Consider the following 19243-nt stretch of genomic DNA (forward strand, 5'->3'; position numbering starts at 1 on the left):
GGCAGTAAAAGCGCGACTTTTGGAATAATTACCGGAAGGCTGTTACTTTTGCCCTGAACTGGATTGCATAGATTAAAAAGGATAAGCAGATTACTTGACAAACCGTTCAATCCTTTGAATCCTCCACTCTCTGCCAATACAATTCAAGACGACCTTATTCGATCATGAAAAAAGCATACATTTTCCCCGGCCAGGGGGCACAATTCTCCGGAATGGGACTGGGTCTATACCAGCAATCCGAAAAAGCGAAATACTTCTTCGAGCAGGCCAACCACATTCTGGGTTTCGAGATTACGAAAGTCATGTTTGAAGGCACCGACGAGGAGCTGAAGCAAACGAACGTGACCCAACCCGCCATTTTTCTGCACTCCGTCATTCTGGCCCAAACCGTCGGGGATTTTGCCCCGGATATGGTGGCCGGGCATTCGCTGGGCGAATTTTCGGCCCTGGTTGCCGCTGGCGGTCTGTCCTTCGAGGATGGTTTGCGGCTGGTGGCCCAGCGGGCGAGTGCCATGCAGAAAGCGTGTGAACTCCAGCCGTCGACGATGGCCGCCGTGCTGGGGCTCGACGATGCCACCATCGAACGGATCTGTCTGGACGTGGCCGCCGGGTCCGGATTTAAGGAAGTGGTGATTCCGGCAAATTACAACTGCCCCGGTCAGGTCGTCATCTCGGGTTCGCTCGAGGGCGTCCGGCTCGCGGGCGAAAAACTGAAAGAAGCGGGGGCTAAACGGGTGCTGCCGTTGCAGGTGGGTGGAGCCTTTCACTCGCCCCTGATGGAACCGGCCCGCGAAGAACTGGCCCAAGCCATTCAAACGACGCCATTCAGCCAGCCGCGTTGCCCGATTTACCAAAACGTCAATGCCAAACCGGCCACGGATGTGGAAACGATCAAAGCCAACCTCATCGCGCAATTGACAGCCCCCGTCCGCTGGACGCAATCGGTTGAAGCCATGAGTGCCGATGGTGCCACGGTTTTCGTGGAGTGCGGCCCCGGCAAAGTGCTTCAGGGTCTGGTGAAGAAAATTATTCCAACCGCCGAAACACAGGGCGTAACTAGTTAAGAACGAAGAGTGAAGAGTGAAGAATTAAAAAAGCGCGTCAGCCCACTCTTCATTCTTAACTCATAACTCTTAACTTTTTTCGAAAGCTTCTTGCTTTTTTAAGTGCAGAACCGCTATCTTTGCACTCGCAATTGCCGGGTCGTCTAAGGGTAGGACGACAGATTTTGGTTCTGTTTGTGAGGGTTCGAATCCTTCCCCGGCAACTGACAATAAATGTAGACCGCTAACGATCATCCCGTTAGCGGTCTTTTTATTTTTGCGTTGACGAAATGGTTAACGAGATTGGATTTACCCCGCCATTATCTTTCCCTTGCCTGATGTGTGATTTCCACCGGAACCCAGCCGATCAACCCATCCAACCTAACTCCGTACACGTTGTTTACCATCTGCCAACGGGAGTGGCTACGTTCGATCCTAACTGGGCTCAGGGGGATGCTTTCTCGCCGACCGGATCCTTATTCCTGCTAAAAGGCTACCGAAACGGTTCAAAAGATTTTGGCTATTCAGCACACCAGGACCTTGGAACGAAATTATCTGCTCATCTGTAGTGAGTTGGCCGATGAGAATATGACCGAATAATAAGTTAGCATAACCAACTGATATCGAGGAGCGTTCTATACCCTAAGACCTGCCTGGTAAACGTGTACCAGCCAGCTTACACTTGTGGTACAGATTGTGGAAGAGAAGATAAACCGGAAACCGAAAATACTCATTGTTGATGACGATGCAACGTACCGCCAGCTCCTAACGCTTCACCTATCCAAAGCAGGTTACGAGGTCTTTCTGGCCAGGGATGGATACGAAGCCTTGAATTGGCTTCGACCGGAACAGCAACCCGACTTGATTTTGCTGGATCTGCTAATGCCCCGTTTTAGTGGTGTGGATGTTCTGACGAAACTAAAGACGTCAACCAGCAAGACACCAGTTATCTTAATCTCAGGTGCCGAATGGCCGATTGCCCGCCAAGGGGCCAATGAATCTTCCCCTGATGCGTTTCTGATGAAGCCATTTGCCATGAAGTCTTTATTGGAAAAAATAGAATCCTTGTTATCTCCCGCATCCCAGGCAGACCCTGTTTGATATGGCCTGAACGGACCGGTAGCGGCATTCCTGATCAGACTTTGCCGACCGGATGATATCAGAGAAAATCATCCATTTTTCACAAAACATCTTCGTACAACAGCCTTGAATTCAGCGGTTGGACAGGCCGGGCATTGTGATCATAATGCGCTTTAAACTGATCAATTTGTGCACTTGAAACCTCAATCGGTGTTTTTACAATAAAAAACAGTACCCCTTGCGAACAGGGCGGAGTGGTCAGCGACCCCATGTAGGTGTAGTAGCGTTTATCGGAAGGCAGTAGGCTATTCAGGTCAATGGATGTAGTTGCACTCACCTCCGTTTCTTTTTGTTTTGGCCAATTACTCAACACGGATTCAATGAGCGAATTGCTAACTCCTTTTTTAAGAAAAAAACCCACTACCAGTAGCGCCCCGGAGGAGGGGTCCTGATGCACCAGATGTAGTTCCATATCGCTGGCTACGCCATCAAGCAAGTGTTCGCTGTGGTAATGCAAATGAAACTGCTTGAAGTCATACGTTTTCTTATTGTAAACAACTCGATTGGTACCGTTATTATTGACTTGGAGCGTATGACCATTGTCTAGTATTTTAATTGGAAAAGCGCTATAGTTAAAATCCAGATTGGGCAGATCGACTTTGATGGTGCTATTCGTTTGAATATCCACCGGCGATTGAATCGGGCCTGCGCATTCCGAAAATCCCTGTGTTTGCCAATCAGGGTGTTCGTAATTCCAATGGATAACATCGGGCTTTACAATGTCTTCGGTTTTAGAACACGAACTTACAGCGATCGCCAGCATAATACTAAATACTTTGATAATGGAAAACTGATTCATAAGCTCTTAAGGGTTAAAAGATTAGGAAGTTCACTTAAGAGAAAATGCAACAATTATTATGCCTATACGCCTGAAGTAGTGACTACGCTCGCAATTGGTCCCGTTCTCCGGGAGGAGGTTACATTGAATCAGGGTGCTTTTTTTGTGGATTGACGAATTGGGAAAAAAGAACAAGCCCAAAATTCGTTACGCTTTAATCAGGTGCTGGTCATACCCGGCTGCAACCAGGGCCTTATAGGCATCCCAAACGTCTTGTGGTATCTCCTGCGGAATCTGAAACCCCTTCTGAGGGTATTCCCTGATTCGTTGTAAATCCCCCACCATGATGTGGATCACCTGCTCCGCCGACAGCTCGGGATTCGAGTACGTTTCCAGGTATTCCTCGTAGGAAGCCTGCGGGGACGTAACACGCACTTGTTTTTGGGGCCAAACCTTCCGAAACGTAGCATAGCTCCGGCGCTCCATGTACGGTTTTTGAACCAGCAGAAAATGAGTGGGGTCCAGGTTGCGCTCCGCAAGCCGTTGTTGGGTAAACAGGACATTCTCACCGGTATTGGTGGATTGGTTTTCAATCAGCATGGCCTCGTCCGGAACACCCATGTTCCGGGCAATTTCGGCAAACTGATCCGCTTCGGGTTCGGTCCACAGGTTTCGGGTAATCACGCCCAAGCCGCCGGAAAAGATCAGGAGCGGGGCCCAGCCGTCCAGCCAAAGCTGCGCGCCCCGTTCTGCGACCCGTTTATCGTAGCTACACAGGACGAAAATGGCGTCGGCAGGCTGGAGAGGCTGGTTAAGCCGGTGGTAATCCCATAGTTTTTTAGCCAGACGATGAATGGATGCAGGAACTTGATTCATAAAAAGGATTTATTGTGTCCAGGTCTCTTTAGGAAGGGTTAGTTACGTTTTTGAATTAGAATCGACTAAGTCCGCTTTTGCCCCCCAGCCCCCTAAAGGGAGAGCCTTGAGCGCGGAAAAACTCCCCCTTTAGGGGGCTTGGGGGGCAAATCGAAGCAGAACCTAACAGCCCTGCCCTTTAGATGAACGGGACAATTTACAAGTAGAATAGCAAACTTCGTTTCAGGGCTTGATACCGAGCATCAAATTGGCCGATCCCGTCGAGGTGGTGGGGAGCTTTCCGTCCCATTTTTCAATCCACTGCTGCTGAATCAGCATGGGCGTCAAGGTACGCTGTTTCAGCGTGTTGGCTTCGGATTCGGCTTGGGCGTTGATCAGCCGGGCGCGGGCGGCTCCGGTTGCGCGGGTAATCGCAATTTCGGCCTGGGCTTTTTCCGACTCAATCTTGTTCCGAAGGGCCATGGCCGTTTGAACGGCGGTATTTTTGGCATCGATAGCAGCCTGTAAAGAAGGCGGTGGGGTGACGGCTGAAGTCAACCGTTCGTAAATAAAACCGTCTTCTTTGAGTGATTTACGCAACTCGGCTTCCACTTTCGCTTCGAAACGCGCCCGTTGCCCCACCAGGCTATCGGATTTAAACTCGTTGGTAGTCAGCCGGTAAGCATCGAACACCATGTTTCGGATAATGGTTTGCTCGAGTTGCGGCAACGGTCGGCGGTATTGCCGGTAAATCTGGGGAACCTCCGCCGGATTGGGGTGGTACGTCAGCGTCGGGTCCACCGTAAAGGATGCGCCATCATTGGTGTTCACGGTAAAGGATTGGTAATCGACCGTCTGGGTAAAGGTTGGGAATTCTTCAATTTTAGTCAGCCAGGGAATATACCACACAAAACCGGTCACCTCCGTAATGTCGCTCACGCCCCGATCCGACCCCGACATGTTAATTTTTAGCCCCACGTGTCCGGCATCGATCCGGGTGTAAAACCGGCCAATGAACGAGAAAAGAATCAGGAAGATAACGACGGTTATACCGATGGTAACCAGACGTTTACGAGGGAGTGTTTCCATTGTGGTGTTTTCGATTTTTAAGAAGGAGTTTTGTAAAACCTTTTGTGCCAATTACCAGCAGAATCCAGGACGCGATTAGCACAAAACCGGCAAAATTCAGGAACGAATTAGCCTGATTCAATAAGGCAAACGTTCCGTTCAGAATAAAGAACGTAGCAACCAGCACCAGCAAATAGCGGGTAATTGATCGAATATCCATTGCACATCAGGTTATGAGTTGAACACGGTTCGGACTTCTACGACCGATTGGGCCGTAATGTACCGATCGTTCAGATCACCGCGAGAATTGTTATGCAGGATACAGTTTTTGAATTACAAGCGGTTCTTTTTCAGGGTGAGATTCTGATCTATCGCGTTCAAATCCTGATGGTTACTGAATGTATGAGCGGAGTAATTTCTAATTTTTAACACCTTTGCCACTCTTTTTCACCGTCGACCAGGCGGTTTTTCTCAGTTGAGCGGCAAAATCGGTGGGAACCGATTCGGGAACGAATTTCAGGTCGACGGGTGATTCATGGAACAGAAAACCGTACCAGACCAGCGACCCCAAATAACAACCGGCGGCACTGGCATGGTGTGAATCAAAACCCAGTTTGTTATCTTTCCAGCTATATCCCACGTGCAAAGAATGGTCCTGATTCGGCAAACTGGGGGCTTGTGGTTTGGCAAAATCATAACCGGTGTCTTTCCGGTACGCCCACTTGGGGTCTGAACTGATCCGCCAGAAGGCATCACCAACCGGAATGACAGACGCGCCCAGTTCGTGGGCGATGGTGTGGTAAGCCGCCCGGGATTTCTCCCACATTTCCTTTTCGCTCTGCGCCAGTTTCCCGGCGGCAATTTGCCCGAAACCGTCGGCATCGGAGCGATAGGCCCAGGTTTGATGAAACACGATTTTGGCCGAAGGCTGCAGCTTTCGAATGTAGTCGACCAGTTTTTTCGCGTAGGGTTGGTAAGTGTCTACGTCGCCCGACAGCATGGAATATTGTTGCAGCGTCACCACATCCCAGACGCCCTCCGCCAGCAGCATTTTCAGTGACTTGCCGTTGTAGGCTTTTCCTTTCGGATCGTCCGGATTAGCCTCGGCGGCTTCCGCAATTTCCCAATGCCGTTGCAGCGAACAACCGCCTAATTCAGCCCGGCCCAGAGTCAGCGCATGGCCACCTTCTTCGCTCAGTTCCCCCAGGTATTTAGCCGCATTGCCCGAAAAACTGTTCCCGATGAGGAACACATGGAGCGGTTTTCCATTCTTTTTCGAGTCGGAAGATGCCGGAGCGCCAGTTTGGGAAACGGCGACCCGACTGACGAAAAGCAGCAGAAAGAATACAAAGGCACGAATCCGGAATACGGCGGTATTGACAAGCATAACTGACGGATTAAATAACCAAAAGCAAAGGGTCCGGTTCGCTTTACTCTTTTTGTAAACACTTTGCGTTCGGTTTCTCTCCGAAAAGTACCGCAAGACTCAATCGTTGCAGTGAAACTCTTCGATAGAACCTCTCAGGCTGATGCCTCCGCATTTGCAGGTATAGCGGCCACCCGGGCATTCCAACGTTCTTTCGTCATAAAATGGGGTAGGACCGCTGTTATCAATCAGCTGGCATCTGCAAGTAACCGTTACAGACGTATTGGGATCGATTTGATGATCGGAACAGGACCAGGGAAAAACCAGCAGTAAAAGGAGGCTCAGGTAGCCCAGCCTTCTTTGGGTAAACACTGTTTTCATTGGGAGGAAAAGTTTAGCAGAGAGGTATTTTGACACCAGGTGCAATGAAAGCCCTTGATCGGGCCAGGCGAAAGGCATACTTACACTGAACTCACTTGCAAATAGTATAAATCTACAATCATTTTGTACTATTTTTTAGTAAAAGGCAATGGCTTCCAGGCATGAAAGTTCTGCCACAAGCCTTCTACAGCTATCAATCCTTATTTTCCGGGGAATAAATACTTGGTTACAATCACAAAAAACGCGGTCACGTTAACCGTCGTAGAACCGATCAACGCGATGGTGACGGCCTGCGGAATGTCCAGATAATGAAGCCCTTCGGCGATGATAATTCCCAGAATCACGACCAGCCAGAAAACCACCATCCAGAAAATCCATTGGGCGAATTTCTTCCGTTCCTGAATGTCCTGCGCCAGCCCTACCAGACGCGTCCGGCGTTCTTCCTTGTCATATTGCTCGAACTCGTTTTGGGAAAGTCCGCTGTTAAGCGGGTTCGTCGACGACGATTCGATCAGTTTCCGGAAGTTCTCTTTCGCCTTTTCGCTGCCTTCATTCTCCGACATCGCGTCTGATAATTTCGGTGAAATAGTCTTTAATCAAGTCGTTATCGATGGGTTCCTGCTCCAGTGTGCCATCCCCGTTGCGGCTAACCGACAGATACCAGGGTGATCCTTCGACGTGGGTCCAGTTGGAAAGCTGAATGGCGTTGTAATCTTTGGCAATGTCCCAGGCAAAATTGATGGAATCCTGCGCCTGCGGATCCAGTTCTTCGTCCCAGTCACTGGTCGGAATTGGGGTTGTAATGGGGTTATTCCCAAACCGTTTGAAGCGGGTATAGACGTCGGGAATCACGGGGCCATACGACCACGCCTGTACTTTTTCGGCAATCAGCGGTTTTTCGTGCCGGGCCAAATGCAGCCCGTGCGCCATGTAAATGAGCTTTTGCAGCTTCATCGGCGTCAGGGGACGGCCTTCGGCAACGCCCTTGTTTATGAACTGTCTGGCAATTAGCAATGCCGGGTACATAGATTCGTATTTATTGTTTACCTGGTAACCGGGCTGCCGTTCATTCGATCGGCAAAGCACTCTTCATATGCTGAAAATCAACAAGTAAAGATACAACGAACCGGGTGAATTTCCATCCTTTTTTGGGGTGAATCAGTGCGGCTCGTCGTGTTCCAGAATTACTTTTTCCGCCAGTTTCCGCCCCCCTTTCATCTGCCGGGTGAGCGTATACGCACGACTCAGATAGGTGACAATATCGGTGCCATCGTCGCTCGGGAAATTCCCGCGCGAATGGTGCAGCGCATTGACAAACAGAACCGCCGTTACCTGATTGGGAAATGTCATCCAGACTGTTCGGACGCCCTGGTATTGAGCCAGTTTCAGATACCACCACCCGTCGTGGTACTGGATGGCCCCGCCCGGAATCGTACCGGCATAAGTTCCCAGCCGGTGCGTCAGCAGGGTGTCTTTCCACGCGGTGGTCAGCACGCTCTGGTCGGTAGTGGACAGAACCGTGGCAAACAATTTACCGGCTTCGGTGGGTGTCATATACCAGCCATACGCCCCAATCGTGTTGGTAAAATTTCCCGGGTTCCAGCCCGTTATGCCCGTCTTCAAATAGGAATACGTATAAGTGGGGTCGCCGGTCGGATGGTTGGCCAGAATGTTGGTGAGACCGACTTTCTCGAACACATTTTTCTGGACGTAATCCATATACCGCTGCTGCGTTTGCAGATCGTCGGTGCCATCGTCGCCGGAAAATGAATACCCTAAAATGCCGGGAATCAGGACCCGAAACAAACCGAAATTGGCATTCTGATAACAATAATTCCCCCGGTTGGCGGTTTTGACGCCCTGCTGCACGAGTTGTTTAAATCCCGACCAGATGTTTTCGGAAAAAGCCCCATTGACGCAATTGTTGCCCAGTCCAATGATGCCGCTGCGGTGCGTCATCAAATCCCGAAACGTAATCTGATCGATATTCTCGCCTTTCGGCCAGGACGGCGGCAGATAGGGGGCAATTTTATCGGTGGTTTTCAGGCCTTTCTCCGCGGCTAGGTGCAGAAAAGCCATCGTCGTGATGGTTTTGCTCATGCTGGCGATGTGCGTTTTGGTATCGAGTGTAAACGCTTTCTCCCCTTCCGACTCCGTTGTTCGGGACTTCAAGCCGCCACGGCCCGACGCCCGCACTTCACCTTTTTCCAGAATCACAAACCCGTAGCCGATCTGTTTGGTTTTCAGCGAATCATCGAGGGCTTTTGCAAACGTATCAAACCAAGTCAGGGGTTTGTCCGGCGCAACGTCCTGATCGCCTTTCCGACAACCCGTTACCAGCATGCTTAGCAGCACCAACCCGCAGAAACCTTTCATCCGATGTGTCATTCCGGTTCGTAGTCAGATCAATTGTTGAGCAAATCCGGTGTCAAAAATAACAGCATTGCGCGAACACTTCATTTTCAGAACGGGGTTTCGTGCTATCTTTGCAAATTCTACTGAAATACCATACCCTCTATGTTCCTCGCCGTCGACGCAGGCAATTCCGATACCGTCTTTGGTTTATACGATCAGCAGCAATGGCGACACGTCTGGCGGACGCGTTCGTTGCTCGAAGAACCCATGGCTTTTCACCTCAGTGACCGACCCTTTGGCGATGCGGATGCCGTTCCGGCTGAGCGTGACCGGTATGAGCGACTGCTGCGTTTGTGGTTTCTGGAAGCCAATATTCCCCTCCGTGCGATTCAGTCGATTGTCATTAGCAGTGTGGTACCGGAACTCACCCCCACATTGAAAACCACACTCGCCCGGCTTTTTGGTCTGGAACCGGTGGTGGTTGGCCCGGCGATCTACCACGCCTTGCCACTCCAGATTCTGCGGCCCTACGCCATCGGAACCGATCTGGTGGCCAACGCGTTAGCGGCTCACTTGCGTTACCAACAGAACTGTGTTGTCGTCGATTTCGGAACCGCGCTAACCTTTACAACGGTTTCGGCGGCTGGTCAGATGCTCGGCGTCGCCATTGCACCGGGGCTGAAAACCGCCGTGCGTTCGCTGTTTTCCACCACGGCGCAGTTGCCCGAAGTGCCGCTGGTGATGCCCGAATCGGCCCTGGGTACCAGCACCGCCCACGCCATTCAGGCGGGTGTGGTCCTGGGCTACGAAGGCCTGGTCCGGTCGCTCCTCAACCGCATCCGGGCCGAATTGAACGGCGATTGCATCGCCATCGCCACGGGTGGCATGGCCACCGCTATCCCAACTTTAGAAGCTGATTTTGCGGCTATTGTTCCGAATTTAACCCTGGACGGCATTCGGGAAGTGGGCCTGCGGGTTTAGTCCACCTCCGGATCGGTGTCGGGATTGGGCTTCGAGCCTTTTTTTCGTTTTTTCAACGCTTCATTGAGGATATACTCGATCTGTCCGTTCACACTGCGAAACTCTTCCTGCGCCCAGCGCTCGAGTTCCTTCAGCGTTTCGGGATTGATCCGCAACACAAATGCTTTTTTCTCCGCAGCCATTCTTTAGTGATGAATTAAGAGTTAAGAGTGATGAGTTGGCTGACGCACTTGTTTTCTGCTTGCGTCAGCCAACTCATTACTCTTAACTCATCACTCTTAGTTGTAAAGGGTTCCGGCGTTAACAACGGGGCTGACGGATTTTTCTCCGCACAAAACCACCAGTAAGTTGCTGACCATGGCGGCTTTCCGCTCCTCATCCAGGTGCACCACCCCTTTTTCAGCCAGTCGCGCCAGCGCCATTTCAACCATACCGACGGCTCCTTCCACAATCTGCTTCCGGGCCGATACGACCGCCGTAGCCTGCTGGCGTTGCAACATCGCTCCGGCAATTTCGGGCGCATAAGCCAGGTGGCTAATCCGGGCTTCAAGCACATCGACCCCGGCCCGTTCCAGCCGTTCGTTCAGTTCCCGTTCCAGCAGGATGTTGATCTGGCCGGTGCTGTCGCGGAGCGTAACCGGCGCGTCCTCGTCTTCGATGCTGTCGTAGGCACAGGTACTGGCCAGGTGTCGGACAGCCGCTTCCGACTGAATCTGCACAAACAGTGTGTAATCGTCCACTTCAAACAAGGCTTTGGCGCTGTCGGCTACCTGCCACACGACAACCGCGGCAATTTCGATGGGATTTCCCATTTTATCGTTCACCTTCAGCGTTTGGCCGTTCAGGTTGCGGGCGCGCAGGCTGATTTTTTTCTTGCTATACAATGGATTGACCCACCGAAGGCCGGTTTGTTTCATCGTTCCGGTGTAATCACCAAAAAACGTGGTGACAACGGCTTCTTTCGGATTGATCACGGCGAGTCCGCTCATCAGAACCATGGAAACAAAGAAGGAAAGACCACCAAGCCAAAACGCGCGTAAAAAAAATCCGTAGGCCGAGACGCCCAGCAGAATTAGGGCTATGAGCAGCAGAACATAGCCGGAAAGGGAAGTAAGGTTCTTTTCATTCATGGCAGTTTGTGATAGTATTTTGATATCACAATAGTAGCAATTATTTTGATTCTCAGCCAACGAATTTCGGATGTGCGGTAAATTTTTACGGGGAATGCGTTCTGAACCCGGATAAAGTAATCCGTTCGAATCGGTTCAATCCGCTGAATCCGTGTTCCAATCCCCTATATTTGCAAATCTTTTTTATTTCAAGATGATACTGAGCGAACAGGAGATAAACCGGCGCAACAAGCGCGAGGAACTGATGCGGATGGGCATTGACCCGTATCCTGCCGAATTATTCGAAGTCAACGTCACGGCGGCCGACATCCATAAAAACTACGAACGCAACAAAACCGACTATAAAAGCATTGCCATTGCCGGCCGGTTGATGGGTTTCCGCATCATGGGTTCGGCTTCCTTCGCGGAGTTGCAGGACGCCACGGGCCGGATACAGTTGTATTTCCGGCGCGACGACCTCTGCCCTGACGAAGACAAAACACTCTACAATACGGTTTTCAAGAAACTGCTGGACATTGGTGACATCATCGGCGTGCAAGGGTATGTGTTTACGACCCAAACCGGTGAAATTTCCATCCACGTAACGGCGTTCAAACTGCTGACCAAATCGCTGCGTCCTTTGCCGGTAGTAAAAGAAGTCGTTGACGAACAGGGAAATAAGCAGACGTATGACGCATTCTCGGACCCGGAACAACGCTACCGGCAGCGGTACGTCGATCTGATTGTGAATCCGGAAGTTCGGAACGCCTTTGTTCAGCGGACGCAACTGGTCAATTCGATCCGGACGTTTCTGAGCAACCACGGTTATCTGGAAGTGGAAACGCCGATTCTGCAACCGATTCACGGTGGCGCAGCGGCCCGGCCCTTCCGGACGCACCACAATACGCTCGACATGACGCTCTACCTGCGGATTGCCAACGAGCTGTATCTGAAGCGGTTGATCGTGGGTGGGTACGACGGTGTGTTCGAGTTTGCGAAAGATTTCCGCAACGAAGGCATGAGCCGGTTTCACAACCCGGAGTTCACGCAGGTCGAGTTGTATGTCGCCTACAAAGACTACAACTGGATGATGGATCTGATCGAAGAGATGGTCGAGAAGATTGCGCTGGACCTCCACGGAAAAACCGAATTGCCGGTGGGCGACAAACTCATCAATTTCCAGCGCCCCTGGAAGCGGTTCACCATGTTCGAAGCCATTCAGGAATACACCGGCGTTGATGTGTCGGCGATGGGCGAAGACGAACTGCGGGCTGTGGCCGAAGGCCGGGGCATCAAAACCGATAGCACGATGGGCAAATCGAAGCTCATCGACGAACTGTTTGGCGAGGCTGTGGAAGGCAATTTGATTCAGCCCACGTTCATCACGGATTACCCGGTCGAAATGTCGCCCCTGACCAAAAAACACCGGAGCAAACCGGGTCTGGTGGAACGGTTTGAAGCCATTTGCAACGGAAAAGAAATTGCCAACGCCTATTCGGAGCTGAACGATCCGCTCGACCAGCGCGCCCGGTTTGAGGAGCAACTCGAACTGGCGAAACGCGGTGATGAGGAAGCCATGGCCATGGACGAAGATTTTCTGCGGGCACTCGAATACGGTATGCCCCCCACGGCGGGCGTCGGTTTGGGCATCGACCGGCTGGCCATGATCATGACCAACCAGCCGTCGATTCAGGATGTGCTGTTTTTCCCGCAAATGCGTCCTGAGAAGAAAATTGAGCTGTCGACCGATGCCGATTACGAACTGTTGGGCATTCCGGCAGGCTGGATCCCAGCCTTGCAGAAGATGGGTTTTCAGCACGTCAGCCAGTTGAATGGTGCCAATGCCAACAAGATTTTCAACGATCTGGGCGGAATGCGGAAGAAACTGAAACTGGACGTGACGATGCCAACGCTGGACCAGGTAAAAAGCTGGACGGGTCAGTGATGGAATCAATAGAAACAAATTCCCGGATCATGCAGAAAAGTTGGCCCGTAACGCCTACCCCGAAATAGAACCGCTCATCCGTATTGGACATTTGTCTTGTCATCAAAGAAAGGTACAGCCCTAAGTTTAAGCAAAACTTAACGTCCTTTCTGCTATGACAACAAATACCGATGTCCTCCTCCAAAAAGCAAATGCTCCCTATGCAACCAAACTCCTGACCTTCGCTGCAACCGCGTGGTTCGTTGTGGCGACAATAGGTCAATGGTTATTTGGAATTTACATTCTCTTGTTCTACGGTAAGTACGCCGTTACGGGCGATTTTGAAAAATGGAATAGGGTTCTACCACATGGCTACGTCGAAGGCGACTGGAAAGCAAATACGGTCGTTGCCATTCACGTTTTGCTGGCCGCTATTCTGGTTATTGGTGGACCCCTGCAAGTAATCCCACCGATCCGTCAGCACTGGCCCCGTTGTCATCGCTGGCTCGGCAGAACCTACGTCACGACGGCTATCGTTGTCAGTGTAGCGGGATTAATTATGATCTGGACACGCCGTAGTGAAGGCCATTCCATCCGGCACATCAGCATCAGCATTCAGGCTATTTACATTATTTTATTTGCCTTGCTCACAATCCGACACGCCAGAGACCGCCAATTCACTCAACACCGGGAATGGGCCTTGCGGCTGTTCATGGTGGTCAATGGCGTTTGGTTTTTCAGGGTGGGACTCATGTTCTGGTTACTGATCAATGGTGGCCCGGTCGGTTTTGATCCCAAAACGTTCACCGGCCCTTTTCTCACGGCTCTTTCTCTACTCACGTACGCCATTCCGCTCTCGCTGATTGTGCTGGAGTTGTATTTTTATGCCCGAAAAAGACAGAATGATGCGCTCAGTCTTTTCGCATCGGTGCTGATTTTTCTGTGTACCGGCATCACAGGTATCGGAATTTTTGGGGCGATGATGCGCTTATGGCTACCTAACCTGTAAAAGAACGTCAACTTTCCCGTAATTTGGGCGTATAACACCAAACCGCTCATGATCGATTACGTTACTATCAAGCACATGCTTTTTGACCATTGCCGCCAGTACGTAGAGCAGCGCATCGAAACGGCCAGAACCGCGATGGAAGCCGCACAGTCGGCAGCCAACGAGGAGTCGAAAAGCAGTGCGGGCGACAAATATGAAACCGGTCGGGCCATGGCGCAAATCGAGCGCGACCGCCACGCCCAGCAACTGGCCGAAGCCCGCAAGCTGGAGCAGGAACTGGCGCGCGTCGACGCGGGCAAGATCCATTCCGCCGTTCAGCCGGGAAGTCTGGTAATGACGAGTCAGGGAAATTATTTCATCGCCATCAGCGCCGGAAAAATAACCGTGGACCAAACCGATTACTTCGCAGTTTCGGCCGCTTCGCCCATCGGCGTCCGACTGAATCACGCGAAAGCCGGTGACGAAGTGATTTTTAACGGCAGGCCGATTCGGGTTATTTCGGTGGGATGAGACAGAAGAGATGTGAGAGCATAGACAAGCGAATAAAGACAAGAGATGGATAACGATTTTAGTCTTTCATCTCTCTTTGCCTATGCTATCACCTCTCTCCTAAAACAACAAAAACCCCGGTCATTCGATCGGGGTTTTTATGTTTGTAAAGGAGTGGTTTCTCAATAGGCTCCTTCAATTTTTTTAACTTTCACAGCATTAAGGCCTTTTTTCCCTTCGATTACTTCGAAAGAGACCCGGTCTGTTTCCCGAATAGTGGTACCATTCAGGCCAGTAATGTGTACGAAAATGTCACGGTTCGTATCATCTTCGACGATGAACCCGTAGCCTTTGCTCTCGTTGAAAAATTTGACAACACCTGTTTGCATAAAACTTAAAAAATTAAAAATAAAACATTACTGACTGGAGTATTCTTAACAAAAGTCTTCAAACAGGTTCCAGGTTAACACACGAAATGGGCGATACGGATGGAACACACCGTCTATGCATTGACTTTGTTGAATAGCAAAAAAATCTTAACTTTTATAAGACAACGCCTTAGTAAACACAAAGTAACAAAATTTGTTACGAATTTTTAAACAATTTTTTTTGATTTTAATTGCGTTATTTAAAGAGATAATTGTACGAAATGGGCTTACCGCTAAATAAGTAGCACAAACAATTCGTTACCGGAATTGTTGATCCAGTTGGTTCCGTGTATCTTTGGTAAACGAAGCAAGCTGTAAAACGGGTTTGACAGACGCCCTTTTCTCTTTATGGCCAGGAACTGATTATCAGGAGCGTTACTACTATGAATAAACTCAGGTATTTCGTCGAAAGTCAGGCATTTGGCGTTTGCACCAAACTAGGCGAGATGATGAACATTTCTGCCAGTAGCATTCGTCTCTATTTTATCTATACCTCGTGTCTCACGCTGGGTTCGCCCGTTGTGCTGTATCTGATCATGGCCTTCTGGATGGAAATGAACAAACACCTCCGGCGGCATAATCACCCGACTATCTGGGAATTATAATCGTTTTCTACTTGCCCCTAATACCCTGAAGGGGACTTGGACGCGGTTGCTCCGGATGTAAAAAGGCCGGCAGCGGCCGACCGTCCTGCAGGGGGTTAGGGGCAAAAGCTATTTTTTGTCCTTCAAAAGCGCTGCGAACGTTTTCCGGCCTTTTACGAAATACTGCCAGATGATGCTGTGCGGATAAATTTGCGGATGGGTAATCCGGTTATTACGAAGATCGGCCAGCGCGTTCCGTTGCTTCCGAAGGTAGGGCAACCAACTGTAAAAAGTGAAGTGAGCCTGCAAAATCGCCAGCGTATCCCGCCAGTTTCCAGCCAGCAAAAGCCTTACCCCGGATATCCCGTCTAAAACCAACCGAATCAGGATGTTGAGAAACACGTGACCCGTCGGCAAATTCTTGTAGAGCATCGCCAGGCTGTTGCGGTAATTCAGGAACGTCTTGCGCGGATTGGATTTGTGAAGGGTTCCGCCCCCGACGTGATATACGGTGGATTCGGGGACATACCAAATCTGGTAACCGGCATTTTTAGCCCGCCAGCACCAGTCAATCTCTTCCATGTGGGCAAAAAACCGGGGATCAAATCCGCCCAAACGCAGAAAAACATCCGACCGAACGAGCAGGCACGCCCCCGTTGCCCAGAAAATTTCCCGTGCATCATCATATTGGTTCTGGTCTTCTTCGACCGTATCGAACACGCGACCCCGGCAAAATGGATACCCCAGGTAGTCGATGTAGCCTCCGGCACCACCCGCGTATTCAAACAACCGCGGGTGTTTGAAGGACCGGATTTTGGGCTGACAGGCCGCAATGCGGGGATTGGCTTTCATCCGCTGCACGAGCGGTGCCAGCCAGCCCGAACTAACTTCTACGTCGGAATTGAGCAAAAGAAGGTAGGTAGCGTTGATCTGTGTCAATGCCGCATTGTAACCGCCTGCATACCCGAAATTAGCCGCCAGACGGATCAGGTGGACGGACGGAAACTTTCTCTCCAGCAATGCCAGCGAACCGTCCGTAGAATGATTGTCGGCAACGTAAACCGGGCAACCTTCCGAGTGCGTCAGAACGGAAGGCAAAAACTGCTCTAGAAAGGATTTTCCGTTGTAATTCAGAATCACGATGGCAACCTCGTCCATTCCTTACGACATCAGGTTGCCCAGGTCGAAACCGGGAATATTGGGCAACAACCCCTCGGTTGCTTTCTGAAGATGAGCCTTGATTTTCGGTTCCACGTTTTCGAGTGCCTTGTTGGTGGCCGCCACAACCAGATCCTGCAACATCTCCCGGTCGTCGGGACGAATCAAATCCTGGTCAATGTTCAGCCGCACAATTTGTTTCAGCCCGTTAACGGTCACACGGACCATTCCGGCACCTGATTCTCCCGATTCGGTAATGGTATTCAGGCTGGCCTGCGCTTCTTTCATGCGGGCCTGAAATTCCTTTACCTTGCCGAACATATCCATCATATTGAACATAACTTACAAAAAAAGAAGTGAGAGACTAGACAAGAGAAAACCAACCACACAATGGGATTGTCTAAACAAAGGTAGCAAGGATTGAACAGTCTGCCCTGCTTTCCACATTCTTTTGTCGTTCCTCTATGGTTTACCGAATCAGTAACACCTGACCGGTCTTTTCTGTTTTCAAACCGTTTTGATCGGTTGCACTGACCCGATAGGCATAGGTGCCGGCCGGAGCAGCCTGACCACTGATTTTCCCATCCCATCCTTCGCGGCTTTCGGAACGAAATACGACCTCCCCCCAGCGGTTGTAGACCGTTAGCTGAATCGACGCCAGATACGTACTGCCTTTTACTTCCAGCAGATCATTGACACCATCGTCGTTGGGCGTAAACGCATCGGGAACAAACACCCGGGAAGCCTGCACGAAGGTGTAGAAATTGGAATAACTGATGGAACCGGATTTGGAAACCGCCTTGACCCGAAACCGGAATCGCTGATTATCCGGCTCATTAGCAGGCCGGTAGGAGGTTTGCAGTCCAACGGAAACTTCTTCCCAAACCACCCCGCTATCGTCGATTTTTTCGATCACATAATGGTCGATTTCTTCGTTCGCAAACGGCGAATCGGATATCCAGTCGATGGTGGAAGCGGAATGGGAGTTCAGGAAAATCGTGCAGACCATTTTGGACGGTTCCGACGACACCCCGCAGGCATTCTGATACACCAACTGGTAGCAGTACGACTGCTTCTGGGGTTGTACTCCGCCGTCCTGGTGGATGTTCCGGTCGACTTCCTCGCCGGTTTGCACAAACGAGCCGCCCGGATTATCCCGACGGAAAACGATCATTTTATAGCTCGGATTCTGCGAAGTCGGAACGGGCGGCAAACCCCGCAGATCGACCCGGTTATCGCCATTGACCGACACCTGCACCGTTGAAAAAGCGGGCGGTATGGCCGACGAGCGAACGGTTACGCATTTCCGGTCGGAGATGATTTCGGTCGTGCCCACCAGCGCCGTTACCTGATAGCAGTACTCTTCGTTGCAATTCAGCCCTTCCGAATCCGTGACGGAACTGGTGCCGACGCTGGTGAACGTGCGAAAGACATCATCGTTTTTGGAAACGGTATATTTCTGAAATTTGGCCGGGCTTCCGGGAACCGTCCACACCACGGCATTCTGTTGATCTTTCGCTTCCACCTCCAGCCCGATGCTGCACACTTCGTCCGATGCCACGGTGTTGCCGCAGCCATCCTGCGACACGACTTTAAAGCAGGTCGGGTGGCTGGTTACGTTGGTGAGGCTGACCGAACCACTGCCGGTTCGGGTGGTGGTGGTGTTCTCGAACGTACCTGATGCGTTTTTTTTCTGGATGACCACCACCTGATTAGCCGCCACCTGAATTTGCAGCGTAACCGTGGTTCCGGTGGTTTTCAGGCTGGATACGGTGGGTTGCATGATGGTGCCGCCGGGTGTCACCGACTGCTGGGTCATGCCCCCGCACGAAATGTCCCGGTAATTGCCCTGCACGTTGATCGTCCGGGTTGCCTGCGACGAATAGGTGTGAATAAGCCCCGAAATGGCGGTTTTCTGAACGGTTTGCCGAGGACTTCCATCCCCCCAGTCAATGATAAATTCGTCGTACTGGCTGGCCACGGCATCGTTGACGATATCGACCAGCACCCGGCGGTCGGAACAGGTAAAAGCCCGAAAATTGGGCGGTGTGGCATCCAGAACTTCTATTTCCTGACAGGCTACGGAGCCGGTTCCGACACTGCCCAACTGCAATATTTTGTAGGTACCCGGTTTCGTAAAGGTGTAAGTCGTAGCGGCAACGCCCGATTTGGTGGCAACCGGGTCACCACCTTTGTAGTCGTACACGTAGAGAAAAATGTTATCCGGTATTCCGGTGGTATTACTCACCGTCACGGTCATGGGAGCGCACCCTTTCTTTGCTGATACATTGAAACTGCCTTTTCCTGCATTGGACGGGGGCGTCGCGCACCAGTCGTTTGTTTGAGCAAACGCATGTAGACTCAGAACAAAACAGGCTCCCAGCAGGAAAAACCGGACCTGATGCCGGACCATTCCTACCAAACCGGCTGACCATTTCCTGACTGCTCTCACAAGGGTAAAGTTTTTTTCGTAACTACAGGTGCTATTTCAGATAAAAACGCGCAAAACACAAATTTAGCGTATCGAACGTATCTTTGTGGAACAATGTTCTAAAAGACGTGAGAATGAAGAAGT

The 19243-nt window shown here is 51.0% G+C and carries 21 protein-coding genes and 1 tRNA gene; 8 read left to right on the plus strand and 14 right to left on the minus strand.

From position 1 onward, the window contains the following. The first annotated feature begins 164 nt into the window (after positions 1-164). From fabD to F0P93_RS13465, 3 genes are all read left to right on the plus strand, one after another. A complete protein-coding gene (fabD, locus tag F0P93_RS13455) occupies positions 165-1064 on the plus strand; it encodes an ACP S-malonyltransferase (RefSeq protein ID WP_150876926.1) in 900 nt (299 codons plus the stop codon). Positions 1065-1196: 132 nt separating this feature from the next. Continuing rightward, positions 1197-1267: transfer RNA gene (locus F0P93_RS13460), tRNA-Gln, on the plus strand. Between the two features lie 460 nt (positions 1268-1727). Next, positions 1728-2144, plus strand: a complete 417-nt coding sequence (locus F0P93_RS13465) for a response regulator (protein WP_150876927.1) — start codon at positions 1728-1730, stop codon at positions 2142-2144. Between the two features lie 79 nt (positions 2145-2223). Here the strand turns inward: F0P93_RS13465 and F0P93_RS13470 are convergent, their stop codons facing one another. From F0P93_RS13470 to F0P93_RS13505, 8 genes are all read right to left on the minus strand, one after another. Then, positions 2224-2982 (minus strand): carbonic anhydrase, encoded by a 759-nt coding sequence (locus F0P93_RS13470; protein ID WP_150876928.1) that lies wholly within the window; start codon positions 2980-2982, stop codon positions 2224-2226. A 186-nt stretch (positions 2983-3168) separates the two neighbouring features. Further along, positions 3169-3837, minus strand: coding sequence for a YdcF family protein (locus F0P93_RS13475; protein ID WP_150876929.1), 669 nt, complete (start codon positions 3835-3837; stop codon positions 3169-3171). Positions 3838-4059: 222 nt separating this feature from the next. Next, complete coding sequence (locus tag F0P93_RS13480) at positions 4060-4905, minus strand: prohibitin family protein (RefSeq protein WP_150876930.1); 846 nt, start codon at positions 4903-4905, stop codon at positions 4060-4062. Beyond that, positions 4886-5104: a hypothetical protein gene (locus tag F0P93_RS13485; RefSeq protein WP_150876931.1), complete on the minus strand. Its 219-nt coding sequence runs from the start codon at positions 5102-5104 to the stop codon at positions 4886-4888. Before F0P93_RS13485 ends, F0P93_RS13480 begins: the two co-directional genes overlap by 20 nt. Before the next feature lie 198 nt (positions 5105-5302). Continuing rightward, positions 5303-6271 (minus strand): DUF4886 domain-containing protein, encoded by a 969-nt coding sequence (locus F0P93_RS13490; protein WP_150876932.1) that lies wholly within the window; start codon positions 6269-6271, stop codon positions 5303-5305. Between the two features lie 560 nt (positions 6272-6831). Beyond that, a complete protein-coding gene (locus tag F0P93_RS13495; RefSeq protein WP_114410033.1) occupies positions 6832-7194 on the minus strand; it encodes a hypothetical protein in 363 nt (120 codons plus the stop codon). Then, positions 7181-7657 carry a Panacea domain-containing protein gene (locus F0P93_RS13500; protein ID WP_150876933.1) on the minus strand — a complete coding sequence of 159 codons (477 nt, stop codon included), beginning with the start codon at positions 7655-7657 and terminating at the stop codon, positions 7181-7183. The genes F0P93_RS13495 and F0P93_RS13500 overlap by 14 nt, the downstream gene beginning before the upstream one ends. Before the next feature lie 132 nt (positions 7658-7789). Further along, positions 7790-9007 carry a serine hydrolase domain-containing protein gene (locus tag F0P93_RS13505; protein WP_225309480.1) on the minus strand — a complete coding sequence of 406 codons (1218 nt, stop codon included), beginning with the start codon at positions 9005-9007 and terminating at the stop codon, positions 7790-7792. A 141-nt stretch (positions 9008-9148) separates the two neighbouring features. On the opposite strand from F0P93_RS13505, the gene F0P93_RS13510 reads away from it, so the two are divergent. Continuing rightward, complete coding sequence (locus F0P93_RS13510) at positions 9149-9967, plus strand: type III pantothenate kinase (protein WP_150876935.1); 819 nt, start codon at positions 9149-9151, stop codon at positions 9965-9967. On the opposite strand, the gene F0P93_RS13515 is transcribed toward F0P93_RS13510, so the two are convergent. Then, positions 9964-10149, minus strand: a complete 186-nt coding sequence (locus tag F0P93_RS13515; RefSeq protein ID WP_150876936.1) for a type II toxin-antitoxin system antitoxin — start codon at positions 10147-10149, stop codon at positions 9964-9966. The two genes, F0P93_RS13510 and F0P93_RS13515, sit on opposite strands and share 4 nt — an antisense overlap. Positions 10150-10245: 96 nt before the next feature. After that, positions 10246-11097, minus strand: coding sequence for an SPFH domain-containing protein (locus F0P93_RS13520; protein ID WP_150876937.1), 852 nt, complete (start codon positions 11095-11097; stop codon positions 10246-10248). Positions 11098-11290: 193 nt separating this feature from the next. On the opposite strand from F0P93_RS13520, the gene lysS reads away from it, so the two are divergent. From lysS to F0P93_RS13535, 3 genes are all read left to right on the plus strand, one after another. Then, positions 11291-13021 carry a lysine--tRNA ligase gene (gene lysS, locus F0P93_RS13525; protein ID WP_150876938.1) on the plus strand — a complete coding sequence of 577 codons (1731 nt, stop codon included), beginning with the start codon at positions 11291-11293 and terminating at the stop codon, positions 13019-13021. A 154-nt stretch (positions 13022-13175) separates the two neighbouring features. Then, positions 13176-14009, plus strand: a complete 834-nt coding sequence (locus F0P93_RS13530; RefSeq protein WP_150876939.1) for a DUF2306 domain-containing protein — start codon at positions 13176-13178, stop codon at positions 14007-14009. Between the two features lie 48 nt (positions 14010-14057). Next, on the plus strand, positions 14058-14519 hold the full coding sequence (locus tag F0P93_RS13535) for a 3-oxoacyl-ACP synthase (protein WP_150876940.1): 462 nt from the start codon (positions 14058-14060) through the stop codon (positions 14517-14519). 161 nt (positions 14520-14680) lie between these two features. Here the strand turns inward: F0P93_RS13535 and F0P93_RS13540 are convergent, their stop codons facing one another. Further along, positions 14681-14887, minus strand: a complete 207-nt coding sequence (locus F0P93_RS13540; RefSeq protein WP_114410025.1) for a cold-shock protein — start codon at positions 14885-14887, stop codon at positions 14681-14683. 422 nt (positions 14888-15309) lie between these two features. Between F0P93_RS13540 and F0P93_RS13545 the strand changes: the two genes are divergently transcribed. After that, positions 15310-15531 carry a PspC domain-containing protein gene (locus F0P93_RS13545; RefSeq protein ID WP_150876941.1) on the plus strand — a complete coding sequence of 74 codons (222 nt, stop codon included), beginning with the start codon at positions 15310-15312 and terminating at the stop codon, positions 15529-15531. A gap of 108 nt (positions 15532-15639) precedes the next feature. Here F0P93_RS13545 and F0P93_RS13550 read toward each other — a convergent pair whose 3' ends face one another. The 3 genes from F0P93_RS13550 to F0P93_RS13560 all read right to left on the minus strand — a co-directional run bounded on the left by F0P93_RS13550 (position 15640) and on the right by F0P93_RS13560 (position 19120). Further along, positions 15640-16668 carry a glycosyltransferase family 2 protein gene (locus tag F0P93_RS13550; protein WP_150876942.1) on the minus strand — a complete coding sequence of 343 codons (1029 nt, stop codon included), beginning with the start codon at positions 16666-16668 and terminating at the stop codon, positions 15640-15642. Positions 16669-16671: 3 nt separating this feature from the next. Then, on the minus strand, positions 16672-17007 hold the full coding sequence (locus F0P93_RS13555; protein WP_114410022.1) for a YbaB/EbfC family nucleoid-associated protein: 336 nt from the start codon (positions 17005-17007) through the stop codon (positions 16672-16674). A gap of 130 nt (positions 17008-17137) precedes the next feature. Continuing rightward, complete coding sequence (locus F0P93_RS13560; RefSeq protein WP_150876943.1) at positions 17138-19120, minus strand: T9SS type B sorting domain-containing protein; 1983 nt, start codon at positions 19118-19120, stop codon at positions 17138-17140. Positions 19121-19243 lie beyond the last annotated feature (123 nt).

Origin of the sequence: Larkinella humicola, from assembly GCF_008727875.1 — a bacterium.
Taxonomy (GTDB): domain Bacteria; phylum Bacteroidota; class Bacteroidia; order Cytophagales; family Spirosomataceae; genus Larkinella; species Larkinella humicola.

Bases quoted from the DNA above. Each gene is read 5' to 3' on its own strand.
- fabD (WP_150876926.1), top strand. From the start codon at position 165: ATGAAAAAAGCATACATTTTCCCCGGCCAGGGGGCACAATTCTCCGGA.
- F0P93_RS13470 (WP_150876928.1), bottom strand. From the start codon at position 2,982: ATGAATCAGTTTTCCATTATCAAAGTATTTAGTATTATGCTGGCGATC.
- F0P93_RS13475 (WP_150876929.1), bottom strand. From the start codon at position 3,837: ATGAATCAAGTTCCTGCATCCATTCATCGTCTGGCTAAAAAACTATGG.
- F0P93_RS13480 (WP_150876930.1), bottom strand. From the start codon at position 4,905: ATGGAAACACTCCCTCGTAAACGTCTGGTTACCATCGGTATAACCGTC.
- F0P93_RS13485 (WP_150876931.1), bottom strand. From the start codon at position 5,104: ATGGATATTCGATCAATTACCCGCTATTTGCTGGTGCTGGTTGCTACG.
- F0P93_RS13490 (WP_150876932.1), bottom strand. From the start codon at position 6,271: ATGCTTGTCAATACCGCCGTATTCCGGATTCGTGCCTTTGTATTCTTT.
- F0P93_RS13495 (WP_114410033.1), bottom strand. From the start codon at position 7,194: ATGTCGGAGAATGAAGGCAGCGAAAAGGCGAAAGAGAACTTCCGGAAA.
- F0P93_RS13500 (WP_150876933.1), bottom strand. From the start codon at position 7,657: ATGTACCCGGCATTGCTAATTGCCAGACAGTTCATAAACAAGGGCGTT.
- F0P93_RS13505 (WP_225309480.1), bottom strand. From the start codon at position 9,007: ATGAAAGGTTTCTGCGGGTTGGTGCTGCTAAGCATGCTGGTAACGGGT.
- F0P93_RS13510 (WP_150876935.1), top strand. From the start codon at position 9,149: ATGTTCCTCGCCGTCGACGCAGGCAATTCCGATACCGTCTTTGGTTTA.
- F0P93_RS13515 (WP_150876936.1), bottom strand. From the start codon at position 10,149: ATGGCTGCGGAGAAAAAAGCATTTGTGTTGCGGATCAATCCCGAAACG.
- F0P93_RS13520 (WP_150876937.1), bottom strand. From the start codon at position 11,097: ATGAATGAAAAGAACCTTACTTCCCTTTCCGGCTATGTTCTGCTGCTC.
- lysS (WP_150876938.1), top strand. From the start codon at position 11,291: ATGATACTGAGCGAACAGGAGATAAACCGGCGCAACAAGCGCGAGGAA.
- F0P93_RS13530 (WP_150876939.1), top strand. From the start codon at position 13,176: ATGACAACAAATACCGATGTCCTCCTCCAAAAAGCAAATGCTCCCTAT.
- F0P93_RS13535 (WP_150876940.1), top strand. From the start codon at position 14,058: ATGATCGATTACGTTACTATCAAGCACATGCTTTTTGACCATTGCCGC.
- F0P93_RS13540 (WP_114410025.1), bottom strand. From the start codon at position 14,887: ATGCAAACAGGTGTTGTCAAATTTTTCAACGAGAGCAAAGGCTACGGG.
- F0P93_RS13545 (WP_150876941.1), top strand. From the start codon at position 15,310: ATGAATAAACTCAGGTATTTCGTCGAAAGTCAGGCATTTGGCGTTTGC.
- F0P93_RS13550 (WP_150876942.1), bottom strand. From the start codon at position 16,668: ATGGACGAGGTTGCCATCGTGATTCTGAATTACAACGGAAAATCCTTT.
- F0P93_RS13555 (WP_114410022.1), bottom strand. From the start codon at position 17,007: ATGTTCAATATGATGGATATGTTCGGCAAGGTAAAGGAATTTCAGGCC.